Annotated in this window: 23 protein-coding genes; 13 read left to right on the top strand and 10 right to left on the bottom strand. The window is 51.2% G+C overall.

The features are described 5' to 3' along the window. Window positions 1-156 precede the first annotated feature (156 nt). Window positions 157-1308 carry an AI-2E family transporter gene (locus GS601_RS16300; protein ID WP_162424351.1) on the top strand — a complete coding sequence of 384 codons (1152 nt, stop codon included), beginning with the start codon at window positions 157-159 and terminating at the stop codon, window positions 1306-1308. A gap of 242 nt (window positions 1309-1550) precedes the next feature. On the opposite strand, the gene GS601_RS16295 is transcribed toward GS601_RS16300, so the two are convergent. Continuing rightward, on the bottom strand, window positions 1551-1901 hold the full coding sequence (locus GS601_RS16295) for a hypothetical protein (protein WP_162424350.1): 351 nt from the start codon (window positions 1899-1901) through the stop codon (window positions 1551-1553). Window positions 1902-2011: 110 nt separating this feature from the next. Here GS601_RS16295 and GS601_RS16290 point away from each other — a divergent pair, with 110 nt between their 5' ends. Next, window positions 2012-3163, top strand: coding sequence for an AI-2E family transporter (locus GS601_RS16290; RefSeq protein ID WP_162424349.1), 1152 nt, complete (start codon window positions 2012-2014; stop codon window positions 3161-3163). Window positions 3164-3274: 111 nt separating this feature from the next. Beyond that, window positions 3275-3748, top strand: a complete 474-nt coding sequence (locus GS601_RS16285) for a hypothetical protein (RefSeq protein WP_162424348.1) — start codon at window positions 3275-3277, stop codon at window positions 3746-3748. A gap of 574 nt (window positions 3749-4322) precedes the next feature. On the opposite strand, the gene GS601_RS23650 is transcribed toward GS601_RS16285, so the two are convergent. Further along, window positions 4323-4451: a hypothetical protein gene (locus GS601_RS23650; RefSeq protein WP_274381992.1), complete on the bottom strand. Its 129-nt coding sequence runs from the start codon at window positions 4449-4451 to the stop codon at window positions 4323-4325. A 17-nt stretch (window positions 4452-4468) separates the two neighbouring features. Between GS601_RS23650 and GS601_RS16280 the strand changes: the two genes are divergently transcribed. Then, a complete protein-coding gene (locus GS601_RS16280; RefSeq protein ID WP_238393310.1) occupies window positions 4469-6484 on the top strand; it encodes a cation:proton antiporter domain-containing protein in 2016 nt (671 codons plus the stop codon). A 10-nt stretch (window positions 6485-6494) separates the two neighbouring features. On the opposite strand, the gene GS601_RS16275 is transcribed toward GS601_RS16280, so the two are convergent. Beyond that, complete coding sequence (locus tag GS601_RS16275; RefSeq protein WP_162424346.1) at window positions 6495-7478, bottom strand: stage II sporulation protein M; 984 nt, start codon at window positions 7476-7478, stop codon at window positions 6495-6497. A gap of 115 nt (window positions 7479-7593) precedes the next feature. Between GS601_RS16275 and GS601_RS16270 the strand changes: the two genes are divergently transcribed. The 4 genes from GS601_RS16270 to GS601_RS16255 all read left to right on the top strand — a co-directional run bounded on the left by GS601_RS16270 (window position 7594) and on the right by GS601_RS16255 (window position 12607). Continuing rightward, window positions 7594-8616: a phosphotransferase gene (locus GS601_RS16270; protein ID WP_238393309.1), complete on the top strand. Its 1023-nt coding sequence runs from the start codon at window positions 7594-7596 to the stop codon at window positions 8614-8616. 172 nt (window positions 8617-8788) lie between these two features. Further along, the gene (locus GS601_RS16265; RefSeq protein WP_162424345.1) at window positions 8789-9967 is read left to right on the top strand and encodes an FIST signal transduction protein; all 1179 of its coding nucleotides are present in this window, start codon (window positions 8789-8791) and stop codon (window positions 9965-9967) included. A gap of 123 nt (window positions 9968-10090) precedes the next feature. Then, window positions 10091-11635: a sensor histidine kinase gene (locus GS601_RS16260; protein ID WP_238393308.1), complete on the top strand. Its 1545-nt coding sequence runs from the start codon at window positions 10091-10093 to the stop codon at window positions 11633-11635. 279 nt (window positions 11636-11914) lie between these two features. Beyond that, the gene (locus tag GS601_RS16255) at window positions 11915-12607 is read left to right on the top strand and encodes a fasciclin domain-containing protein (RefSeq protein ID WP_162424343.1); all 693 of its coding nucleotides are present in this window, start codon (window positions 11915-11917) and stop codon (window positions 12605-12607) included. A gap of 92 nt (window positions 12608-12699) precedes the next feature. Here GS601_RS16255 and GS601_RS16250 read toward each other — a convergent pair whose 3' ends face one another. After that, on the bottom strand, window positions 12700-13911 hold the full coding sequence (locus GS601_RS16250; protein ID WP_162424342.1) for a TetR/AcrR family transcriptional regulator: 1212 nt from the start codon (window positions 13909-13911) through the stop codon (window positions 12700-12702). Between the two features lie 225 nt (window positions 13912-14136). Here GS601_RS16250 and GS601_RS16245 point away from each other — a divergent pair, with 225 nt between their 5' ends. Further along, window positions 14137-14982 (top strand): acyl-CoA desaturase, encoded by an 846-nt coding sequence (locus GS601_RS16245; RefSeq protein WP_162424341.1) that lies wholly within the window; start codon window positions 14137-14139, stop codon window positions 14980-14982. A 163-nt stretch (window positions 14983-15145) separates the two neighbouring features. Next, the gene (locus tag GS601_RS16240) at window positions 15146-16060 is read left to right on the top strand and encodes a histone deacetylase family protein (protein ID WP_162424340.1); all 915 of its coding nucleotides are present in this window, start codon (window positions 15146-15148) and stop codon (window positions 16058-16060) included. A gap of 30 nt (window positions 16061-16090) precedes the next feature. Here the strand turns inward: GS601_RS16240 and GS601_RS16235 are convergent, their stop codons facing one another. Further along, window positions 16091-16903, bottom strand: coding sequence for an ABC transporter permease (locus GS601_RS16235; RefSeq protein ID WP_162424339.1), 813 nt, complete (start codon window positions 16901-16903; stop codon window positions 16091-16093). Between the two features lie 159 nt (window positions 16904-17062). On the opposite strand from GS601_RS16235, the gene GS601_RS16230 reads away from it, so the two are divergent. Then, the gene (locus tag GS601_RS16230; RefSeq protein WP_162424338.1) at window positions 17063-17668 is read left to right on the top strand and encodes a DUF3172 domain-containing protein; all 606 of its coding nucleotides are present in this window, start codon (window positions 17063-17065) and stop codon (window positions 17666-17668) included. An 85-nt stretch (window positions 17669-17753) separates the two neighbouring features. Here the strand turns inward: GS601_RS16230 and GS601_RS16225 are convergent, their stop codons facing one another. From GS601_RS16225 to GS601_RS16210, 4 genes are all read right to left on the bottom strand, one after another. Then, window positions 17754-19382 carry an AMIN domain-containing protein gene (locus GS601_RS16225; RefSeq protein ID WP_338017059.1) on the bottom strand — a complete coding sequence of 543 codons (1629 nt, stop codon included), beginning with the start codon at window positions 19380-19382 and terminating at the stop codon, window positions 17754-17756. Between the two features lie 159 nt (window positions 19383-19541). Further along, window positions 19542-20135, bottom strand: coding sequence for a DUF1802 family protein (locus GS601_RS16220; RefSeq protein ID WP_162424336.1), 594 nt, complete (start codon window positions 20133-20135; stop codon window positions 19542-19544). Window positions 20136-20158: 23 nt separating this feature from the next. Continuing rightward, entirely contained in the window at window positions 20159-20512 is a 354-nt protein-coding gene (locus tag GS601_RS16215; RefSeq protein ID WP_162424335.1) for a hypothetical protein, read from the bottom strand. Window positions 20513-20999: 487 nt separating this feature from the next. Further along, window positions 21000-21926 (bottom strand): isopenicillin N synthase family dioxygenase, encoded by a 927-nt coding sequence (locus GS601_RS16210; RefSeq protein ID WP_162424334.1) that lies wholly within the window; start codon window positions 21924-21926, stop codon window positions 21000-21002. Between the two features lie 185 nt (window positions 21927-22111). Here GS601_RS16210 and GS601_RS16205 point away from each other — a divergent pair, with 185 nt between their 5' ends. After that, complete coding sequence (locus tag GS601_RS16205; RefSeq protein WP_162424333.1) at window positions 22112-22540, top strand: NUDIX domain-containing protein; 429 nt, start codon at window positions 22112-22114, stop codon at window positions 22538-22540. After that, window positions 22537-22926 (top strand): RidA family protein, encoded by a 390-nt coding sequence (locus GS601_RS16200; protein WP_162424332.1) that lies wholly within the window; start codon window positions 22537-22539, stop codon window positions 22924-22926. Before GS601_RS16205 ends, GS601_RS16200 begins: the two co-directional genes overlap by 4 nt. 35 nt (window positions 22927-22961) lie before the next feature. On the opposite strand, the gene GS601_RS16195 is transcribed toward GS601_RS16200, so the two are convergent. After that, a complete protein-coding gene (locus GS601_RS16195; RefSeq protein WP_162424331.1) occupies window positions 22962-23651 on the bottom strand; it encodes a 5'-methylthioadenosine/S-adenosylhomocysteine nucleosidase family protein in 690 nt (229 codons plus the stop codon). Window positions 23652-23672: the final 21 nt, after the last annotated feature.

Genomic DNA, 23672 nt, shown 5'->3' with positions numbered 1-23672 from the left:
CATCGTTTCTAACCAGGACTGTTCCTCAGCAAGGAGGTAGAAGACCATTCAGAAGACGGGCTTAACGTTGCCAAGTAGAGGTACAACTGACAGAAGGCAAACCTAGAATTTGCCTGGGAGATTTGAGTCAAATCGTTGAGTTAAGGAAGCACGACTGTGGGATTAGGAAGATGGGTAGGGTTTTTGGCGCTAGCGATCGCACTCTATATATTGTGGGAGATTCGCCAACTGTTGCTCTTGATCTTTGCGGCGGTTGTTTTTGCCACCGCTTTAAATAGTCTAGTTCGACGATTACACCAAGCGGGGATGAAGCGCGGCGGGGCAGTTGGGCTAGCGATCGCAGTGCTGATCATCTTGTCGATTGCCTTTGTGGGCATCATTGTGCCGCCGTTTATTACTCAGTTTCAACAGCTTGTCGAACGGGTGCCGCAAGGGTTGGAACGGGTGCAAATTTGGGTGCAAGACCTGCAAAACATGCTGCCTGGAGCCTCACAATATGTTCCGGGAGTAGACGATTTGATTCGGCAAGTTCAGCCGTTTGCAACGCGCCTTGCCGGAAATTTCTTTGCCATCTTTTCCAATGCGCTAACGGTTCTGTTGAATTTGCTGTTGGTCTTAGTGCTGATGGTGATGTTGCTGATTAGCCCTCAGCCTTATCGGAAAGGGTTGATTCTATTATTTCCGTCGTTCTATCGTCGCCGCGCTGATGAAATTCTTGCCTTGTGCGAGGTGGCGTTGGTCAATTGGGTGGGCGGCATTTTGATCAATATGGTTGTGATTGCTGTTGTGAGCGGCATCGCGCTGCTGATTCTGCAAGTGCCGCTGGTGTTGGCAAATTCGCTATTGGCTGGGCTACTCGAAGCCATTCCAAATGTTGGTCCGGTGTTGAGCGTGATTCCACCGATGGCGATCGCGCTGTTAGATGAGCCTTGGAAAGCGGGTGCAGTGCTGATTCTTTATGTTGTGATTCAGCAACTAGAGCAGTATTTGCTGGTTCCGTTTGTGATGTCGAAGCAGGTGTCGATTTTGCCAGCGGTGACGTTGATATCACAGGTGGTGTTTGCCGTCTTTTTCGGTTTCTTGGGGCTATTTCTGGCGATTCCGTTGGTGATTGTGGGGCAAATTTGGATTCGAGAGGTGTTGGTCAAAGATATTCTCGACCCGTGGAATCAGGAAGGACACAGACTGACCAAGCCGCCGTTGACCCCGATGTCTGAGTCTGTTGCCCAACCAGAGCCTCATCTAGAAGCGCACAGCCCGACTGAGCCACCCTTGCCCACGTTGCCCGACGCCGACGAGCAGGTCTGACGATGCGATCGCACGATGGGCTGACCACCCGCTTGCAAGTTCCTTGCCGTTGTGGTTGTCTTGCCCTCAGCGAACATTTGGGCTAAGGGCGAAACTCTTCCCTAGCGGGTTAAGAAAGGGTTAAACCTGTTTTCATGGAGTTGAGTAATCGCCCAAACGACCCGTTCGGTTTGGGGAAATGGACTAGACGAGCCTCTGTATCCACCCATCCGGCGCGATCGTCGGACTTGCTTTGCCCCACATCAAGGCAGCCGTTTCACCCAGCCAACACCGGGCAACCCAACCGATTTGCGCTGCCACAGTTGCACCATCATCCAAAGGTTAACCAAAAAATAACCAGAGGTGAGTAAACTAGCGCTAATCAGCATCGGAAGGTGCAGAGAGGAGGACGACGTTGCGCCAAACCCAAGCAGAACGTAGGCAACAAGCCAGCCCACTGAGAGTTTGATCACCAGACGACTGAGTGTTCGTTCGGGGCGAGTGCCCCCTTGGCGGTAGAGAGTCCAAATCGCGGGAAAAAAGCCGAATACTGGCAACAGATAAAGGAATAGTTTGATGTGGCGCATCTCATCCGTTTCTAAAAAATCAGTCATAAGGCAGGGAGTAGGAAATAAGGAAGATGAACTGAAGACCCAAGAGAGATAATAATAACTAGAGACTTCCCAAAAGACTCAGGAACGCCACTGTCATTTCGTGCTGCATCATGCCCCAACGCAACAGGCTATTAGTTTGGTGGGAGTCGATGTCTCCCATGTTCCGCGCGATCGCAGGCGCTTTGTTTGTGCCGCTTGTCGTTCTTAATGTGTGGGCGATCTCGTCCATCTTTCGCTACTTTAATTCGCTGATTGTGATCCTGGTCGGGGCATCCCTCCTCACCTTTTTGCTGAATTATCCTGTGAGTTATATGCAGCAGCATGGGGCAACCCGTGGGCGAGCGGCGATCGTGGTGTTTTTGTGTGCGATCGCAGTGCTGCTAGGCTTGGGGGTCACCTTGGTGCCGCTTGCGCTTCAGCAGGCTCAACAATTGGTGGCGCGGTTGCCTGAATGGATCGATTCGGGTCAGCAACAGTTGATTTTATTAAACGATCAGCTAGAGAAAGCGGGCTTTCCGATTAGTTTAGATGTGTTGGCAGACCAAATTACCAACCCGATAAAGTTTCAGCTTCAGCGCCTTGCCGGGGATATTTTGGGCGTCGCGGTGGTCACGGTGACCAGCTTGCTCGATGTGCTGCTGACGCTGGTGCTAACGTTTTATTTGCTGCAATATAGCGATCGATTGTGGGAAAGTTTGGTCGAATGGTTGCCGCCTAAGATTCGAGAGCCGTTTACCGAAACCATTCGCCTCAGTTTTCAGAACTTCTTTTTTGGGCAATTGATCTCGTCAACTTGCATGGGCTTTGTCTTGACGGTGACGTTTCTAACGATGCGGGTTCCGTTTGGGCTGTTGTTTGGGCTGACGATCGGCACGATGGCACTTATTCCCTTTGGTGGCTCGGTGGGGATTGCGATCGTATCGGTTTTGGTGGCACTCAGAGATATTGGGCTGGGGGTTGAGGTGCTGATCGCCTCGCTGATTGTGCAGCAGATTATCGAAAACCTGGCAGCGCCCAGAATTTTGGGAAGTGTGACGGGGTTAAACCCCGTCTGGGTGTTTCTGTCGATTTTGACCGGGGCACGGGTGGGCGGATTGCTCGGCGTCATTGTGGCCGTGCCAACAGCCGTGGTGATCAAGAGTATTTTGGTGACGCTGCGGTTGCCCCACACGCCTGCGGTGGATGTCCAGGGGGCAGAATCTCCGGTAACGATCGCGGATGCTAATCGAACTGAGGATCGCCAAGAAACGCCCGTTTCATAATTACAGGGAGCGATCGCACGGGTAAAACGGCGAGCGGAGCGGCGAAGGGTAGGGAACCGCTCGATTTTTGGGCATGATAATTTTGTCCAAACGCACAGGGGGTTTATACCTATGTCAACCGGGAAAATTAGCGCAACGTTGAATGATGCAGACCAAGCGGCGGTGATGGATGCGATCACAACGATTAAAGAAAAGCTGCCGTTCCTATTGAGTCTGACTGTTGATCAGCGCAAAGCTCTGCCAAAGATGGGCGATAAGAATCAGCCGTTTGCTCACAAAGCATTGGAGGTGGCGTCCCAGAATTCTGACTTTCTGCCGCGCTCGTTTGACCTAGAAGAAATGCGGCGGGATGTAGAACTGTTGGCAGAACTGTATCCGATTATGGTGGCGATGACGCAATTGCAGTCGATGATCGATGATACGTATCTTAAGGTGGGTAGTGAGGCATATTCTTCGGCGTTGCAAGTGTATACCTATGCAAAAGCAAGTGGGCAGGGTTCTGGTTTAGAGCCACTCGTGGCAGAGTTGGGACAACGGTTTGCCCGTCGCACAAAACGGGAGAAGAGCCAACCAACAACGGTGTAAGTTTTTAATACGTTGCTGCTAGGTGTTTAATGAACGTTCCTGTTTTAGATGGGAACGTTTTTGTTTTAGGAAGGAACATTCCTGTTTCAGATAGAAACGATTCTGTTTTGAGTAGGAACATCCGTATTTTGAGTAGACACAATTCTGTTTCAAATAGAAACGATTCTGTTTTGAGTAGACACGATTCTGTTTTGAGTAGGAACATCCGTATTTTGAGTAGGAACATTCTTGTTTTGAGGTAGACCATCGGGGTTTGAGATAGAAATGATGGTTGGCAGAGATGCAACGATCGCACGTTGATCGGCGTAGATGGCACGTTAGATTGACAGGCTGATGATTGGATCAAGGTTGATGCCTGTGCTCTTGGTAGAATACCTAGACCCGTAAGGGCTGGTTCACCACCAAACCTCCTTCGCCCTCCCCCGTGGCGGGTCGAGGTCTTCGCTCAATCCTCTCCTTACAAAAAAAGCAAATCTGATTCACCGCTTGTCCTCTCTTGTGCAGAAGAAAGCTAGGGTGAGGACAGATCAAATAGCCCAATTCCAGCATTGGAGATCCCCGCACCGGCACTTGATTAAGACTGAGGCACCTCGTCTGCGGGTCGGGGGTCTTGCGATCGGGCGATCGGGTTTTTGCGATCGCTCGACTCTAACTCAACTGCGACCGTCCCCTTTTTGATCCAATCGCCCCCATCCGCTATCACCCATGATCCTTACTATCATGCCTTTTGCCTTCCTTCCAAGCCCGATCACCGACCCGGTTGCTATATTTCTCGTGATGATGGCAGTCTTGCTGGTTGCCCCATTGCTCTTCGAGCGGATTCGGCTACCCGGCATTGTGGGCTTGATCATTGCAGGCGTCATTATTGGTCCTTACGGGCTAGGCATTCTAGAGCGAGATAGCACCATTGTGCTGTTGGGCACAGTTGGGCTGCTATTTCTCATGTTCATGGCAGGGCTAGAAACCAGCATGGACGACCTAAAGTACAACGCCAAAAAAGCCACCACCTTTGGGCTAGCAACCTTTTTGATTCCCATGGGGCTGGGCACGGGCGCAATGCTGCTGTTGGGCTACAACCTGCTGTCTGCGATTTTGGTTGCCTCTTGCTTCGCGTCCCATACCCTGTTGGCATTACCGATCGCGAGCAAACAGGGCATCATGAGAACCCCTGTGCTCACCATCACCCTAGGCGGCACGCTCATCGTCAATATCTTGGCGCTTTTAGTCTTGGCGGTGGTTGTCAAAGCCCATCAGGGCAACCTCACCCTAGGATTTTGGTTGTTCTTACTGCCATCGCTGAGCCTATATACCTTTGCCACCCTCTGGGGTGTACCGAGATTGGGACGCTGGTTTTTTCGGCGCTTTGGTCATGATGAAGGAGCAGAATTTAGCTTTGTCGTGGCGACATTATTTGTGGTGTCTTATGTTGCCAGACTGATAGAAATTGAGCCGATCATTGGGGCATTTCTGGCAGGCATTAGCATTACGCCCTTGATTCCCCGACTTAGCCCCCTGATGAGCCGAATTCAGTTTATTGGCAACACGCTGTTTGTGCCGTTTTTTCTGATCTCTGTAGGCATGCTAGTCAACCCCGCCACCTTGATCCAAGAGCCGCGATCGCTGCTGGTGTCTGGGGTGATGGTGGTGGTGGCGATCGGTGCTAAACTGCTGCCCGCTTGGGGCACAGGTAAACTGTTCAAGTTTGACTCATCTAGCATCATGGTTATGTTTGGGCTGTCGGTGGCTCAGGCAGCTTCTACCTTGGCAGCCATCACCGTTGCCTACAGCATCAAGCTCGTCGATCAACTGACCGTCAATGGTACCATTGCCATGATCTTGGTGACGTGCATTGTCTCACCTTGGGTCACCGATCGCTGGGGGCAACAGGTCAGCCAGAGTGCCTCTAGCTCAACGGCTCAGCCCCCATCTTCTGGTCTCACTGAGGGGCAGAGCGATGTCACCGCGCCATACCGCATTTTGGTGCCAGTCGCCAACCCCAGCACCGAAGACGACCTCCTCTTTCTGGCTATCCTCCTCGCCAAATCTACCGACGGCACTCTGTTTCCGCTACACGTCTTGACCGATCGCGATGGACCAATTTCGGCTGAAGCCAAAGCGCAGCAAAATCAACTGTTGGCAACGGCTGAGGAAATTGCCCATTCCGCCGTCACCACGGTTCAGCCAATTGGTCGAGTAGACGGCTCTATCGATCGGGGCATTCTGCGAGTGGCTCAAGAGTGCAGTGCAACGCTGATCATCTGCGGCTGGAAGGGGTATGCTACCTATCGAGAAAATTTCTTCGGCAGCGTGCTAGATAATGTTGTGCGCCATTCAACCGTGCCCGTGCTGATTACCCGGTTTACCCAATCGGTTCAAAACACGCAGCGAGTAGTTCTGGCGATTTCTGACGCCCAACACAGCGTTTCCCACTTCCAACAAGCGTTGGCGCTGACCCAAGCCCTCACCACCGAACTCAAGGCATCGCTTGAAATCGTGCAGATCGTATCGAGTAATCGTGCCCCCACGATCGACCCTAGCCGGTCAGGTGTCCCCGTCCAACAAATCCGAGGTAAGTTTATCAACAAGGTGCTGGGGCTACTCAAGACCGATGACCTGCTCGTGCTGATTACTCGAACAAACCCCAACCTTCCGGGGGTATCGGCGTTGGGAACGGTGCCAGACGCGATCGCCCGCCATCCCAAGCAAATTTCGATGATCGTTGTTGGAATGCGATAACGAATTGAATTCAATGGGAGCGGATGTCAGCTTGCGGCTGGCGGGATGAGTTGCAGTACGCCAATAGCCCACAAAATAGCACCAGTCCCACCAAATACTTCACCGGGTCAGGAATCACTGGACTAGGGGAGAAAAACCCTTCGATCGCACCTGCAATTACCAACATCGGCACAATCCCAAACCCCAACTGCGCCGCCTGCACTCCGTAAACTTTCAGCGCATCTGCCCGCCGCATTGTCCCCGGAAATAAGATTCCCCGCGCAATCAGCAGCCCCGCGCCCCCCGCCAGAAAAATCGCCGGAAGCTCTAGCGACCCGTGGGGCAACACAAACGCCCAAAACGGATACGCCAGGTCATTTTGCCCAACCAGCGTCCCCACGGTTCCAATCATCAGACCATTAAAAAATAGGAGCAAAATCGTCCCTATTCCTAACGTTATTCCTCCTGCGATCGCCGTGAACGATACCCGAATGTTGTTCACCATAATCTGGCTCGACGCCAACGGCTCAACACCCAAAATCGATCCCATCCATAGGGTTTGCTCCTCCCGAACGGTTTGAATCATCGATTCGGGCAACACCAACGACAGAAACACCGGGTCGCGCCACGACAGCCACCACCCTACCAACCCCCCCGCCACAAACAGCGCCAACGCTAGCAAGCTATAGCCGCTTGTCTGCTGCACCACTGCCGGAAATCCCCAACGATAAAACTCTAGAATGCGCTGCCATTCTTGCCGCCTTGCCCCTTGATAGACCTGGCTATAGCCGCGAGACGTCAGCCGCTGCAAGTGTTGCACGATCGTGGTGCCCACCAACGCCTGATAGGTTCGCGCCCGCGCCAGATCGCCCGACACCGAGCGATAGAGACTTGCCAGTTGCTTAATTTCATCGGTCGAGAGCGATCGCAGCCCCCGTTGCTCCACCCGCCCTAGCAGGCTATCCAACTGCTTCCAGTCCACCTCTCGCCGAGCAATCCATCGCTTAATGTTCATTTCGTCTCCGCGATCGCTGATGTCTCTCCCCAGTTATACTCTTTCTCCACAACGCCCCTTGAAAATTTGTATCCCATCTGACCAAAACAAGACAAGTTCTAACGCAGTATGGAAAATGACAGATATCGCCTGTAAGCGTCAACCCCCTATGATCGCTGGCTCCTTTCCCGTCATCTATTCCACATTGTCTCCCCAAGCTGTGGTGTCTAGGGTGCTGTCGTGCTACAACATTCCAGAGGTAAACGCCTGCCAATTTTGGCATCGTGGCTTGAGCGATGTTTACCTGGTAGAAACGTTAGAGCAGCCCTACATTTTGAAAGTTTCCCATTGTCACTGGCGCTGCAAATCTGAAATTGAGTTTGAACTGGAATTGCTTCATTATCTTCATCAGCATCACCTTCCCGTGGCTTATCCGCTCTCTACAAAAGAGGGTCAGCTATTTCTCGAACTTGATGCCCCCGAAGGAAAACGCTATGCCTCGCTGTTTATTTATGCGCCTGGAAGCGTGCCGCTAGGAGACTTGAACCTGACTCAAGCCGCGAAACTAGGAGAAACGCTGGCGTTTGTCCATCAAGCCGGGGCAGAATTTTTGACGTATGCCAATCGTTCAGCATTGACATTAGAGTATTTACTCGATCGATCGTGGCAATTTATTTTGCCATTTCTAAAGCATCGGTTTGATGACTACGATTATGTTGAATCTGCGATTGACGATATTAAGACCCAACTTAAAAATTTTCCGAAGGAGTCTCCTTACTGGAGCATTTGCTGGGGCGATCCTCATAGCGGCAACGCTCATTTCACCTCAGATGATGGAATTACAATGTTTGATTTTGATCAATGCGGTTATGGTTGGCGTGCGTTTGACTTGGGTAAATTCCGACAAGTTGCAGTAAGTACGGGCATTAGCCGAAGTGTGCGAGCAGCCTTTCTAAACGGCTATGAAACTGTCAGTGCGATCGCAGAATTTGAACGCGCCGCCCTGCCTGCTTTTACTCAAGTTGCTCACATCTGGGTCTGGTCAATCAGCCTCACCAATGCCATTCATCACAACTACAGCCGCCTAGATCACAGTTATTTCAACGTGCGGCTAGAGCAGTTAAAGAAACTGAGATCTCCAGATTGGCAAGGGTTCTAAGTTCTAGAACCCTTGCTCTACCGTGGCGCGATGAGGGTTGAAGTCAGGTCAACGTTAGGCGGGCTGAATTCACGTTAAATTCGGCAAAATTTAGAAACGCTTAGCCTTTTCCTTTGCCAATGGGAATACTCTACGTCAGTAGATATAGGGTTTCAATTAAGGACGTTTAGAAATGGCAACGCAAGCTGGAGTGGGGATTAGTCACCATCGCAATGTTGTGCAGGCGGGTCAGGAAGCCGCTCGAAAGGCGCTTGCTGCTGCTGGGGTTGAAACCCCTGATTTTGTTTTTTTATTTTCCTCTTTGGGCTACGACCAGCAAGCGCTAGTCCAATCGGTGCGAGCGGCAACCGGTCATTGCCCCCTGTCTGGATGCTCTGGGCAGGGCATCATCACTCAAAACGAAGCGGATGAGTCTAGCTTTTCGGTAGCCGTGATGGTGATTTGTTCTGATACGCTGCGCTTTCAAAACCATGTCTCGATCGGACTCAAGCAAGACCCCGCTGCCGTGGGAAGCGCGATCGCATCTCAACTCAAGGCTCAGATCAAAGACGATGCCCTCGCCCTCTTTCTATTTACCGATGGATTGACCGTAAACTTTGACCGTCTAGCGGCTGGAATTGAAGCCCTGGGAATCTCTCTCCCGTTTTTGGGCGGAGCCGCAGGCAGCGATGTAGACATGCAACACAGCTATCAGTATTGCAACAATCAAGTCGTGAGTGATGGAGTGGTGGCAACGCTGCTTTCAGGACAAGCCCAAATCGCTTGGGCGCTCAATCATGGTTGCATTCCGATCGGCTGTGAGCGAAAAGTAACCCGCGCCTCCGGCAACATCATTTATGAAATTGACCATCGCCCAGTCTTTGAAGTTTTGAAAGAATATCTCACTGAAACAGAGATTCAGACGTGGGATAAAACGATCGTGAGCTTCTGTTTCGGACTCAAAGCCCCCACCCGTCTCAACACCGACGATGATTTTGTGATTCGTTATCTGCCTGCCAAAGATGACGTAGCGGGTTCCGTTACCCTGCAAACCGAAGTGCTGGAAGGAAGCAGTATTTGGGTGACTCGCCGTGACCCCGATCGCATTGCTCAAGGTGTAGAGCGGGCGGCTCAACAGATTAAGACCCAGATTGGCGATCGCGCTCCTGAGCTAATCTTTCAGTTTGACTGCTACGGACGGGGAAAATCGGTTTTGGGAGAACGGCAGAAACTCGATCTTCAGAAGCATCTGCAACAGGCTGTCGGCTCGACGTTGCCGTGGATTGGTCTTTATACCAATGGTGAAATTGCACCGGTTGGTGAAACTAATTCCTTTCATAACTACACAATCGTGCTTTGTGCGATCGCATAATTTTCCCAACGCGAGTTTTCTAGCGTTCATCCTCCATACTTTACAACCGTGCTGATTCGCTGTTTACTCTCCTCACACTCATTGCTAATTTGCTAATTTATGTCCGCTAACCATTCAGCTATATTGTCTATTACTGAAGAACTTGAGCGACTTCGCAAAGAAAACGCAGACTTATCCAACCAAGTCAAACGCCTGACTTGGGCTGAGCGGCGAATGATCGAATCTCAAGAACAACTCGATCAACAAATTCAAATTTATCGTCAGATCAACGAGATGGGGCAACAGCTTCATGCCTGTCTATGGCAGCTAGACGCTCATACCGAAATTTTTCGATTGACCGTTCTGTTTGTGATCTACGAACTCAATTTCGAGCGCTGCTTACTGTTGCGCTACGAATCAGATACCCAAAGTTACCGCGCTGAGGCGTGGGACGGCTATTACCAAGAGGCAGAAGAGGAGGCGCTAAAACAGCTTGTGCTAGGGATAGACACTCCTCCCCTGCCGCAGTTTCATCAAGAGTTAGAGTGCCTGATTGCTGAAGTAAATCATTCTCAAGCCGATCTGAAAGCCCTGGGTGAGACCTTGGGCATGGATGAATATTTTCTGTTTGCGCTCAAGTGTAGTACAGAACTCCCGCAATTTTTAGTTGCGATCGGCAACACGGCAGCAACTGCTAAACATCACACCCGAGTTCAGCCCAACAGTGAACTGATGGTAGTATTGAACACTTTGCTGAGCCAGATTAGCGCCGCGATCAATCAGGCGAGTCTCTATGCTCAAGTTCATGCCAGGGCGGAAGAACTCCAGACCACGCTGCACGAGTTACAGCACGCCCAAGCGAATTTAATACAGAGCGAGAAAATGTCGGCGTTGGGAAACTTGATAGCAGGAGTCGCCCACGAGATCAATAATCCGATCGGCTTTTTGTTAGGAAATTTGCAGCCAGCCCGAGACCATACCAATGATTTATTGAAGTTGATCGATTTATATCAGCAACAGTGCCCCAACCCCAGCCCTAGCCTGCAAGCAGCCCTAGGAGAGATTGATCTGGAGTATTTGCGGGAAGATTTGCCCAAGTTAATCGACTCGATGAAACTGGGCATCGATCGTATCCTTGGCATTAGCACGAGCCTCCGCACGTTTTCCAGAGCCGATCAAGATCACGCAGTGCCCTTTAATCTCCATGACGGGATCGACAGCACTATTCTCATTCTCAAACACCGCCTGAAAGCCAACAGCAGCCGTCCTGAGATTGCCGTTGGGCTGCTATACGGAGAATTACCCGTTGTAAATTGCTTTCCGGGTCAGATCAATCAGGTATTTATGAATTTACTTGCCAATGCCATCGATGCGTTAGAAGAATCTAATGTAGGACGGAGCCTAGAAGACCTTCAAGCGCATCCAAACCGGATTGAGATCGAGACGTGGGTTGATGAAACTGCCAGTCGGGTTGTGGTTTCGATTCGAGATAATGGGGTGGGAATGCCTGAAGCCGTTAGATCACGAATTTTCGACCATTTATTTACCACTAAGGCGGTCGGTAAAGGCACGGGGCTGGGGTTAGCGATCGCGCAGCAAATTGTCGAGGAGACCCACGCTGGGCACTTGTGCTGTCTCTCCCAACCCGGAGCAGGAACCGAGTTTCAGATCCAGCTACCCCTGCTTTAAGCCAAGCACGTCTAAACAAGTCACCAGAGTCCCGTTTGGGCGATTCAGTTCGGCAAAGAGTTGCAGCGAGAAGATCCAAGAAGCGAAAGCAACTTTGACCTAAACTGAGCACCTTCAACCGCGCAACGTTGTGGATGGAGCTTCGCGGGCTGAGCAGTGCCAAAATTTAGGCAGACTCTACGGCTCACGCTTAATTCTCTAGATAGAGGAGAACTGGGCAAGCTCTGCTCTACAGTATGAACGTTTTGGATTGTTCTCTGCTTTAAGGATAGTTTCGTAATGCGTCATCTAGTTAGTTTCCGTTCGCGATCGCTGGTCTTTCTATCAGCATTTTTTATATCCCTAACGGCTGTCTCGGTCGTTGCCCAAAGTCCCTCACCAACCACAACGCCAACCACAACGCCAACGCCAGAGCCGACTACAACGCCAACCCCAACCACAACGCCAACGCCAGACGAGACCCCAGTTCCGTTACCCTCGCCCACGGCTGAGCCAAGCCCTACTACACCTACTCCCCAAGACACCAGCGATAGCTCAGCCTCTGAATTGCTGCAACAAGCCTCTAGTGCTGGCTCATTCACTACCCTGGCGCGGATCGTAGAAGCGGCTGGACTTACAGACGCGCTTCAGAGCCGTGGTGGACGCTACACAATCTTTGCACCCACTGATGCAGCCTTTGCAGCCCTTCCATCTGGCACTCTTGAGAAGCTGCTACAGCCTCAAAATCGGCAATTGCTGAATCGCATTCTTGCCTACCATGTGGCTCCGGGGGAATATAGATCGAGCGATCTCCAGTCAGGCGGGGTGAAGACGCTGGGTGGGGGCGTTGCGATCGCAGTTACTCCTGAGCGAGTGATTGTCAACGATGGCAGCGTTGTGCAGGCAGATATTCAAGCCTCGAATGGCGTTATTCATGCAGTCAACCGAGTTCTGCTCTCCCGCGAGTTGCGTCAGCAAGTTACCGGGCTGTAGAACACGAAGACTGGCTCTCCTTCTTCTAACGTTCGGAGAAGGGAGCAAAATTCTTGTTTTCTCTCCCAAGGGGGATAGCAGTTCGGCAGAATTTAGCTTTTTTGATCGAGCCGAATTGCGTGTTCTAATGCTGCCTTCTCTCTTGATCGCTGAGCATAGGGTTCGAGTTGGCTGGCTTTCCAGCCCGTGAGAATCTGCATCTGCTCGATCGTCATGCCTCGCAGGAAAAGGTCTACACACCACGTTTGCTGGGCTTGCTCGATGGTTAAGCGCTGACCCTCTGGCGTGGTAAATCCGCTGGTTAACCTCTGCCACTGCTGCTGAAGATCGACTTCAGTTAGGGGGTGGCTGTCTCCATTTAAAAACAAGGCAGGATAAGCATCTTTACGGCTTTTGAGCCATTGAATCAGGGGATTTTTAAGATACGAGCCATATCGCTTGCCCATAATCCACTGATTGAGTGGAACTTGGCGGGGGGTGTCGATCGCAACTTGGAGAAATTGCTGAGTGCGATCGCTAAAATAGTGCGATCGCTCCAACGCCACAGCCTCCGTAGAACTTAATCCTGAACCAAAGAGCACATACATCAGCGCATAGTCTTGCAGGCTTTCTTTCTTGGCTCGTTGCAGAATCGCATGGACAATGCTAGCCGGTAAATCAGACACGACTAGCGCTGGAATCGGCTGAGAGTGGTAAGTTGGTTGGTTAGAAACTGCCCCCTGAAGAAACAGCGTCACCAGATTATCGAGAAAATCTTCCCGATTTTGCCACAGGTCATGAAATTCGCTGGTAAATTCGATCACCGCATAGCCCAGCAACATGCCATTGAGCAGGCTGGCGAGCTTATCTGCTGGTAGATGAGTATGGAGTTGCCCCCGATCGATTACGGTCTCAAAATACTCCGCCACATACCGATTGGCTTGCGTAAAACCCCGTCCTAGCGCTTCCCGATTTTCCGCCGGATATTGCCCTGCCTCACCCACCACCGATCGCACCATTTCAGGAACGCGCTCTAATGCTTGTAGACTAGCATTGGCATACTCTTTGAGAGCCTCATCTAGGCTGCTCGTTTGGTTTGCTTGCTGCACCAAGGTCTGACCGATGTGCGTAAATACGGCTGCTTCTTTGATCACTGCTAAGAGCAGTCCGTGCTTATTCCCAAACTGTCGAAATAGAGTGACTTCGTTAACTTCAGCCAATTCTGCAATCTGTTTGGTTGTGGTATCAGTGACGCCTTGATGGGCAAAGAGTTCTAGTGCTGCGTCGATCAAGCGCTGCCGGGTTGGGTTTCGCGGAGTGGACATAGAAATAATGCAAGTGGCACTTGCATAAATAAACAAGTCATTGCTAAGCTAAAACTGCAAGCGTCACTTGCATCTTCTCATCTACTGTATCTGGATTCTTTATCAGCGTCCAATCAAGAGGTGTGGAAGAGGAGAGCGATCAGTACTGTTGATTAAGAGTCTTGATTGAGGTGCTGACGAGCGTTGTATCCATTCAGTAGTTGATCCATTCAGTAAAGGATGTCCATGACTTCTATTTCTCATCAAACCGTTCCTGTGGGTGAGCCAACGTTGTCACTGCGCTGGCTAAATGTGGTGTTCTTTGGCACAATTCACGCTCTGATCTTGTTAGCACCGTGGTTCTTTTCGTGGTCTGCGCTGGGCGTTGCGATCGCTCTCCATTGGCTAACCGGAAGCATCGGGATTTGTTTGGGCTATCACCGCCTACTGACGCATCGTAGCCTACAGGTTCCCAAATGGTTGGAGTATGTCATCGTATTTATTGGCGCACTTGCCATGCAGGGCGGACCAATTTTTTGGGTCGCAGGGCACCGGATGCACCACTTGCACACCGAAGATCCGGATAACGATCCTTACTCGGCACAACGGGGGTTTTGGTGGAGTCATATGCTCTGGGTACTCTACCCCCGACCAAAATTTTTCGACTACGACTCGTACAAAAAATTTGCGCCCGACCTAGAGCGAGATGGCTTCTATCGGTGGCTCGATCGTTACTTCTTGCTGTTACAGTTTCCGTTGGGCGTCGTGCTTTATGGTTTGGGGGGGTGGTCGTTTGTGTTCTACGGTCTGATTGTGCGAGCCGTGTTTTTGTGGCACAGTACATGGCTGATTAATTCAGCAACGCACATGAGAGGCTATCGCACGTTTGACTCAGAAGATAACTCCCGCAACCTTTGGTGGGCAGCACTTTTGACCTATGGTGAAGGCTGGCACAACAATCATCACGCTTATCCAAATGTGGCGAAGGCAGGATGGAAATGGTGGGAAGTTGATATGACCTGGTGGGCAATTCAGGTTTTACGAGTGTTGGGTTTAGCAAAGCGCGTTGTATTGCCGCCTGAGTCAGTTTAGGTTAGGCATGTCTGTTGGTACGAACATTGCTGATTGTGTTCGTACCATCTATCCAATTGACATGTTTAAATTGACATGAGGGTAAGTTGGCTAAGCGATCATATTTTGTCGTTAATCAAGCTATGCCGACGTATAGTTTAGAATTGCGGCGTCTTCTGAATCTATGGTTCCTATCCTTTATTCCGACGAGTTTCTTCTCCACGATACGGGTCGCTTTCATCCTGAAACAGCAGGACGATTGACCGCCATTCAGACCGCTCTTAAGTCGGCTCCGTGGGCAGAGCGACTAGAATGGCGCATCCCAACTAACGTTCAAGCGCGATCGCCGTTAGCCTTGATTCAATCCATCCATGATCCACGCTACATTCAAGCATTGCGGCAGTTAGCTGAGCAGGGCGGTGGGCAAATTGATGGTGATACGCCGGTGTCTCGGCTAAGCTTTGAGGTGGCGTTGCTTGCTGTAAATGCTTGGATCGATGGGGTAGATTATGCGCTGCAATCGGGAGAACCCTGTTTTGCGCTGGTGCGTCCGCCGGGGCATCATGCCGTAGCAGGCATCGGTATGGGATTTTGCCTATTTAGCAATGCTGCGATCGCTGCCCACTATGCCTTAAAAAATGGAGCAAACCGAGTCGCTATTCTCGATTGGGATGTCCATCATGGCAACGGAACTCAAGCGATCGTTGAAGACAATCCAAACATTCGGTTTTGCTCACTTCACGAATCGCCACAATATCCAGGAACAGGGCAAGCTAGCGAACGAGGTTTGCACAAGAATGTCTTGAATTTGCCCATGGGTGCAGGCAGCACCATCGAGGATTATCAACCCGTGTTTGACCAGAAAATTGTGCCGTTCCTGAGCGAGTTTGCGCCCGATCTGCTGATCGTGAGTGCAGGCTATGACGCAAACCATGACGATCCGCTAGCAGGAATTTCATTAAAACCACAAGACTATGGTGTATTTACACGCTATTGCTTAACCATCACTCGAAAAATCGTGTTTGGACTCGAAGGCGGATATGACTTTGATACGCTAGCGCAATCGGTAGTGGAAACGATCGCTCCATTAATGTCTTAGCTGCAAAGCCAATGAATCAGTCTTAATGAATTAGTCTTGCAGATGAGAAAACTGGTAGGCACCCACTGCTGAGACTGCGATCGCCATGACCAACAAAACCGGAATCACAAACCAGGGAAACTGGGCAATGGGAAGATAAGCAGCGGCTCTCAATCCTAAACTTGTGTAGGTCAATGGCAAGAGGGAGACGATCAGCTTTAGCGCAACGGGCAAGGTGGCTACGTCAAAAAACGTTCCTCCTAAAAAGGACATGGGCACAATCAGAAAATTGTTGTAAATGCCAACGCTCTCAAGCGACTTGACATTGAGACCGACCAAGACGCCTAGCCCCGCAAAAACGGCACAATTGAGGATCAAAACCAGCAAAAACAACGGGTTGAGAAAGCTCCAAATCTTCCCAGTCACCAAAACAGCTACCAAAATCACTGATCCTGCCGTCAGCATGCCCCGGACTATTCCGGCTAACATCTTCCCTAAATGCAGCGCCAACGGGTGGACTGGCATCAGCAGCATCTCTTCAAAGGTTTTGGTGAACAAGCGATCGCCACAAATTGAAAACGTCGTGCCCCCAAAACTAATGACCATGGATGACAGTGCAACCATCCCCGGCAAAATGAATTCTAGATAATTTTCCCCGGCTGTGGGTTTGGCAACCGAGTCTAGGGTGCTGCCCAATCCCAACCCAAATGCCAAAATGTAGATGAGGGGCGAAATAAGACCCGATGCGGCAACTTGTACGAGTCTGACGCGCAGATCAAGCCAATCTCCCCAAAAAACAGTGAGGCTATCTGCCCAAAGTCGGGAAAGTGAAGAGGGCTGCGATCGCTGGGTTGGTAGAGTCACAAGGAATAGCGCATTGAAACATTGCCATTATTCTTGCATTTTCAGGCGATCGCGCACAGAGATGTTGATTCTCAGCCATCTGCCCCTAAGATTCGTCATACTAGTAAAAGCAAGTAAAATAGCATTCAGCTTGGTGACCGTCTCATCTCTAAAGCGATTATGAAACGCAGACCTAGATCGAATTCCTACAACGACTATGATCCTTCGGAGCCGCGCGGAACCGGTCGGAACGATTATAACGATTACGATCGCAGAAGCGACTTCACCCCTCCCGACCCCAAACCGGAGAAAAAGATAGTTTCGATGTTTAATGCCACTGCGATCGCTATCATCGCCGGCATTTTTGTTCTGGGAATTGGCGTAGGAATTGCATTCACCACCGTAACGCCAAATCAAGACGGGGTTCTACAGACGAATGTGCAACTCGACCAGCAAGCTCCAAACCCAGATATTTGTATTCAAAATGGAGCAAGTGCAATGTCGATGAGTACTCGGCTATATGTAACGTTGAGTCCGTTTAAGATTTACGTGGCACAGGCAGCGATGGAACCTGCCTGCGTGTTGAGACGGGCGAATTGGGCAGTGTTAGAGCAACGTAACCTCTTAACGTCAGATCAATCGCGGGAGTGTCGTCAGCGACTTAGCACCTTCGGATATGTTGGCAGTTTAGAGAATAAGCCGACTATTGATTGTGTGTATCAGAGCGACAACGCCAAGAATCTATTTTTGGATGGTTCCTCGCCGACGCAGAACAACGATTTTTAGGGTAGGAGTTTATGAGCGGGAGGGGCGCGATCGCAGCTTTGCGATCGCGCCTCTTTTGTGTCGATCAAATGTGTCGATCAAACGATTACCGCAAATCTTGGGTTAACCGCACCTGTACCAGTTGCCCCGGCGTGATGGTTGCCGGTTTTGGCGCAATTGCATAGGTCACACCTGCCCCCACAACTGCCCCTCCTGCCACCGTTCCACCCGACAGCCCCCCCAGCAAGGCTCCTGCTAGCGCGCCAATGCCAGAATTGATCAGCAAGCTCCGATCCGACACCTGCCGCGAGCCTCCTAGCGAGTCAGAGGTTGCCGCAAACGGGAACGATCGCCCCTCGATAGCGATCGATTGGGCAACGAAGCGATCTGTCTCAAAGCGCCCAGAGACTTGACTGTTGAGCGGAATGATCAAATTGCCCGCGCGATCGCGCACTTCATTTTGCAACAGCAGCACTTCGGGGCGCGGCTTATTTGCTTCTAGCTTGAGCACCTGGTTGCCGGGATAGCTTAAATTAAGCACCGTGCCAGATGGCAACACAACGCCCTCTGTAGAACTCGTGAGGCTCACCAGGGGGGGCACTGGCTGCGGCGTGCCAGCGCCATAGGTCGGTAGAGCAGATCCGCTACTAGTCGGCAAAGGTTGACCAAATTCGATCTGCCCTGCCGTCGCTACTCTCGTAGGTTGGGGCATGGAGGGTTGAGCCATAGAAGGCTGAGGAACGGAGGTCTGAGGGAGGGGCTGAGGCAATGCCTGAGGCAACGCTTGCGGCGTTCGGACGGGCTGTAGAGGCGCACTCATGCTGGGTTGAGGAGATAAGGGCTGAGCCGTCGGAATTGGGAAAGATTCGCTAGACGGAGGCAGCCCGGTTCCAGGGATTGGTGTTGCCTGCTGCAAAGGAGGAACGCTGACCGATGGAGCCGCCGGAGCCGACATCGGCGGTAGAGCATCTGGAATTGCCAAACTAGAATTGACTTCGGGCAAGCGCAATGGGTTAGGCGGCGGCGCTTGAGAAACAATATCTGCGCGGGGAGGCGCTTGGGTCACGATCTCTGGTGGAGCGGTTGTAAGGGGCTGGCTTGCGCCAGAGGTAGACAGCCCAGGCGGAAACTGATCCGAGGTTGGCGGAGTAGGAATCGGTGCCAACGCCTCGTTGGGCGGCAAATTCATGGCGTTTGCAGGAGGAGCCAACACACTCGAAGCGGGTGCTGGAGGAGAGATCTCGTTGGGCGACAAGCCCGGTGGGTAAACCACACTCGGCGCAGCCGTTGGTGCTGGAGTCACCGCAGAGAACCGGGGAACGGCAGCCGTGTTGGCGGTATTGGCTAGCAGAGGGCGAAAGACCCAGCGATCGCGGCTCTTGTCTGGTTCACTCACCTGCTGGAGTTGCACTTGTTCTTTGGTCAACACTGCACCCGGAGCCAGCACCAGCGTGATGGTCGCCGCGTCTTTCGATTGAGCCACCTGAATTCGCTGCACCGCTCCAGCATACGACTCTTGCAGCTTAACGTTGCCAACTTCAGTGTTGGGCAATTCGAGAATCACCCGCGCCGGGTAAGCCGCAAACGAATAGCGGGGCGTGACGCCTGCCTTTACTGTCACTTCTAGCTGATTGGTTGCAGGATCGTATCGCCAATTTTGCAACGGTGCCGCCAAAGCAGGCGAAACAGCAAGCCACAAGGCAAAAGGCAAAAGATAAAATTGACGCTGACCCACGAGTTTTTCCGTCCTTTTTTCCTGGTTCATCATGACTCCAAGCTTCCTACCGCCTTGGTTTTCCAGGATAGACGGAAGTTTGAAATTTGTAGCAAAAAAATTAGGAAAAAAGGAACAGCGAGGTGGTATTTTAACGCACTAAACCGTTACATTCGCTACCTAATCTTTGGCGAGTACGGTTTTGATCTGGCGCAGGCGTTCTTGGTAAGCCGACGTTGCTAAGACCGGGATTGCCGTTGCGATCGCGCGGCGGCAACCCTCAACCGAACCGATCTCATCGTTCAGGTCAAGCCACGATCGGCACCCGCCATAGCGCTTTTGATAAGGAATTGAGCAAGACTCAGCCAGCTTAAACACGCGCAGCGCCAGCACATACAGAGGAGTCTTGGGTTTCCAGTTCAGCCGCTCTTCAACAAACTGTGCGTTCCAAATATGATACGGAGATAGCGCTTGTACAACAGTTGTTTCTGTTACCTGAAAAATATCCGTAATATCAGCAAAAGACCCAATGTAAATTTCGCCCGGATGCCACCCCGACTCTACAGGATGAACTTTTGTATCGTAGGGAGGCTTGAGCAAGTGCGGGTTCTGATGTTCGTAAGTGGGATAGAGCAAAACGCGCTGGTGATCCACCGAAAAGGTGCCGCCTTGCTCTCGGATGCCGCCTTTTCGCAGCAGCAGGATCATGTCGCCTTGTTCTAATGCATCGACTGCGATCGCCCATTCCTTCAGCGCACGATTTAGATGCTCCATCCCACCCTCTATGCTTTACACCCCTACGCTTTGCCTAGACTAGAGAAAAACTCGACGCACACCATCCCCAACGGAAACAAAACGCCAGCCAGCCCGATCCATCCCCCAAACTGACCCAAAAAGCTATAGAGTCCCTTATATTGGTTGCTTGCCGTTTCATTGAAGGCAGCCATAAAGCGCGAACTCGCGCCGATGAGAACCGATCCCCCCAATCCTAGCGGCACGCTGATGATGAACCATGCTCTCAGTTTAGCGCCCGGATGAATCAGCCTGACGGCAGGAAAGAAAACAAAACTCACCAGTTCAACCACAAGCCAGAGACCAAGGGCGATCAGCAAATCTTTGCGCTGCAATTCGTCGAAGGAGAAGTTGTTCATCGTTGGAGGGTAGAAGGTAAGTAGGTAGACCTAATTCAACGTAAGATGAGCAGAATTTATCTGCACCCTAGCCCGCTTCCGGGAATAAGAAGCTTCAGTTTCATATTGCCCATCAACTTAAAACACCAGAAGACTTTAGAATTTCTCAATCTCCAGGTGGGAAAAAACTGCCGTTTCTTTCACTAGGATGGAGTAGCCCTAATGGTTAGGGGGTTTCTTGGCATCCTTGCTCCGCTAAGTTTCGTGGAGCGCGATAAGATAAACCCTTAGAAACTACACCCCATCAGATCCTTAATTCTATGAATACCCACGATCTTCTCATGCTTATCTTGATGCTTATTCCCGGTATTTTACTCTCAGTCGCTGTGATGGTGACATTTGCAGCAGGAGGGTGAGGAAAACACGGAGCGCATAGGGGATGAACTGATAACGTGGGGATCGCTCAGTTATCAATTCAGTTAAGGCAGTATGAAAATTACAAACCCGATTACAACCTTGCTAAGCCAATTTCTTGAAGGCGGAGCCGAAGATAGGTCTCTGCGGTAATGGCGGGAAAGGTTTGAATGCCGCCTGTTTGTTCAACGCAGCGTTGTAACGGAGTCAGATCAGTTTCAGGTCGAGGATGAACGAAAAACGGCATTGAAAAGCGACGATCGCTGCGATCGTCAGGATTGATGACGCGATGAGTGGTGCTTTTGAGCAAGCCGTTGGTGAGGCGCTGCAACATATCGCCACTATCGACAATGATCTGACCTTCTAACGCTGGAATTGCTAACCAGGTGCCATCGCGCTGCAAAAGCTCTAAGCCACTTGCGGTGGCTTCGCACAAAAGCGTGATCAGGTTGATATCCTCATGGGGAGCCGCTCTGAGGCTTGACCCATCAGCATCTTGAGGAACGGGCGGATAGTGAATGATTCGCAAAATCGTATCGCTGCCTTTTGTCATGGCTGAGAGCCGCGATCGCGGCTCCCCTAGATACAACGCACAGGCTTCTAGCAAGGTGGCAGCGCAAGCATCAAGCTGCTGATAGAGCCTGCTCATCAGGGGATGAAACTGAGGGACTTCGTGGGGTTGCAGGTTGGCAAGCGTTGTTTCTCTGCCCACATGCCAAAATTCTTTTAAGTCTGGAGCATGATGATCTTTGGCATGTTCTCGCCCAAATCGAGTGAATCCGCGTTGTCCATTAAACTGAGGATCTTCGTAGCGCAGTTTGACGGCTTCTGGCAGTTCAAAAAAGGTTTGAGCCGCCTGATACGCTGTTTGAATCAGATCGGCATCTATCCCATGATCGACAAGTGCAAAAAACCCAATATCTTCTAGGGCTTTTCCGATGGTGGAAATAAACGCTTGCTGATCGCGCTCAGCGCCAGAACGAAACTCTTTTAAGCTGACAACCGGAATAGATTGAGACATAATAGCATTTGCAAAAAACAGCACTACCATCGACGAGAACGAGGATTTTGCCGATTTTTCGAGGCGCGGTTGCTTCGCAGTTTCCGAAGGGTCATCGCGCGGCACCGACCTGCATGATAGACGCTTTTTTCACGGCACAGTTATCCCTGTGATTTATTCTATAAGCGTCGCACTGAGCAAACCTTGTGGAACACAGAAATCCTTTTCCTGCCGTTGATATTATCGTTGAAATGATCGATCGTCCGCAGCGTCCGATCGTGTTGATTGAGAGACACAATTTGCCTTATGGATGGGCAATTCCAGGCGGATTTATGGACTATGGCGAACCCGCAGAAGAGACAGCGCGGCGGGAAGCGATGGAAGAAATTGGCTTAGAAATTGAACTGATCGATCTGTTGCAGGTCTATTCTGACCCGGCGCGAGACCAGCGACAGCATACGATCAGCATGGTTTATATCGCAACGGCGACCGGGGAACCGCAGGCGGGGGACGATGCCAAAGACGCCAAAATCATCAATATTTGGGAAATTCCAAAAAACTTATGCTTTGACCACGATCGCATTTTGCACGATTATTTACAGTACAGAAATTATGGAATTCGCCCCCGACTATGAAGAACATTATTCGCAGTGCTGCGGCTCCGGCTCCGGTTGGTCCTTATAACCAAGCGATCGTAGCTCAGGGTCAGATGGTGTTTGTCGCCGGACAAATCGCCCTCGATCCGCAAACGGGTGCGCTGGTTGGAGAAGGGGATGTTGCCGTGCAAGCAGAGCGGGTGATGCAAAGTTTGAAGGGGATTTTAGCGGCGGCGGGCGCAACGTTTGAAGACGTGGTGAAAACGACCGTTTTTCTAAAAGACATGAATGATTTTGCGACGGTGAATCGGGTGTACGCCCACTATTTTGATGACGCAACCGCGCCTGCCCGTGCCTGTGTGGAGGTGTCCCGATTGCCGAAGGATGTGTTGGTTGAAATCGATTGTATTGCCGTGATTGGGTGATGGGGGGTTGATGCGATCGCCGATCCATCCCAGGTTCATCCGATCGCCAATCCATCATCCAAACATTCCACGATTTGTTGGGTTACCGATCGCAGCGATCGCAGCCCCAATAATGACCCCCGAATCAATCGCACCGCTGCGATCGGCTGCCGGATCATGCCGATGGCGAGGGGCAGCGATCGCAGCGTTCCCGACGCATCGATCGCAGCTGAGATGTCGGGCAAGTCGTGCTGCACATCATCACTAACTACCCGCACCATCGCGATTCTGGGGAGTTTGGCAGAGCCAATCGCGTCACCCCACGCCATCACTGCCATGCCTTCCATATCCACCACCTCGGCGCTGTGGAGCTTGCCTAATGCTTGCTTTTCGGCAGAAGACCAAATCATGCGATCGCTGCTCAAGGCACGGACAGGAGAGACCTTGAGGCAAGCTTGGAGGTGGTGGGTGAGGGTGCGATCGCACATCTTCACTTGTCCTGACCCATTCACACATTCCCCGTACAACACAACATCTCCCACCTGATGCAGAGGCGACAGACTTCCACACAATCCCATCACCACTGCATGAGAAACAGTCTGAAAATCCCTAGACTCAAGGAAACGCTGCACAGGATCAATTCCGATTGGAATTGCCATCACTTGCGGGGAGCGAAGGGAGCGCTTTACCCCTTGACAGACCGCTTGATACTCAGCACCTTGGGGAACGAGAATTAATATACTCATCAGCGAAGTTGTTAAACGTTT

This window comes from Myxacorys almedinensis A (genome assembly GCF_010091945.1).
Taxonomy (GTDB): domain Bacteria; phylum Cyanobacteriota; class Cyanobacteriia; order Leptolyngbyales; family Leptolyngbyaceae; genus Myxacorys; species Myxacorys almedinensis.
This window is presented reverse-complemented; position numbering and strand designations above follow the sequence as displayed.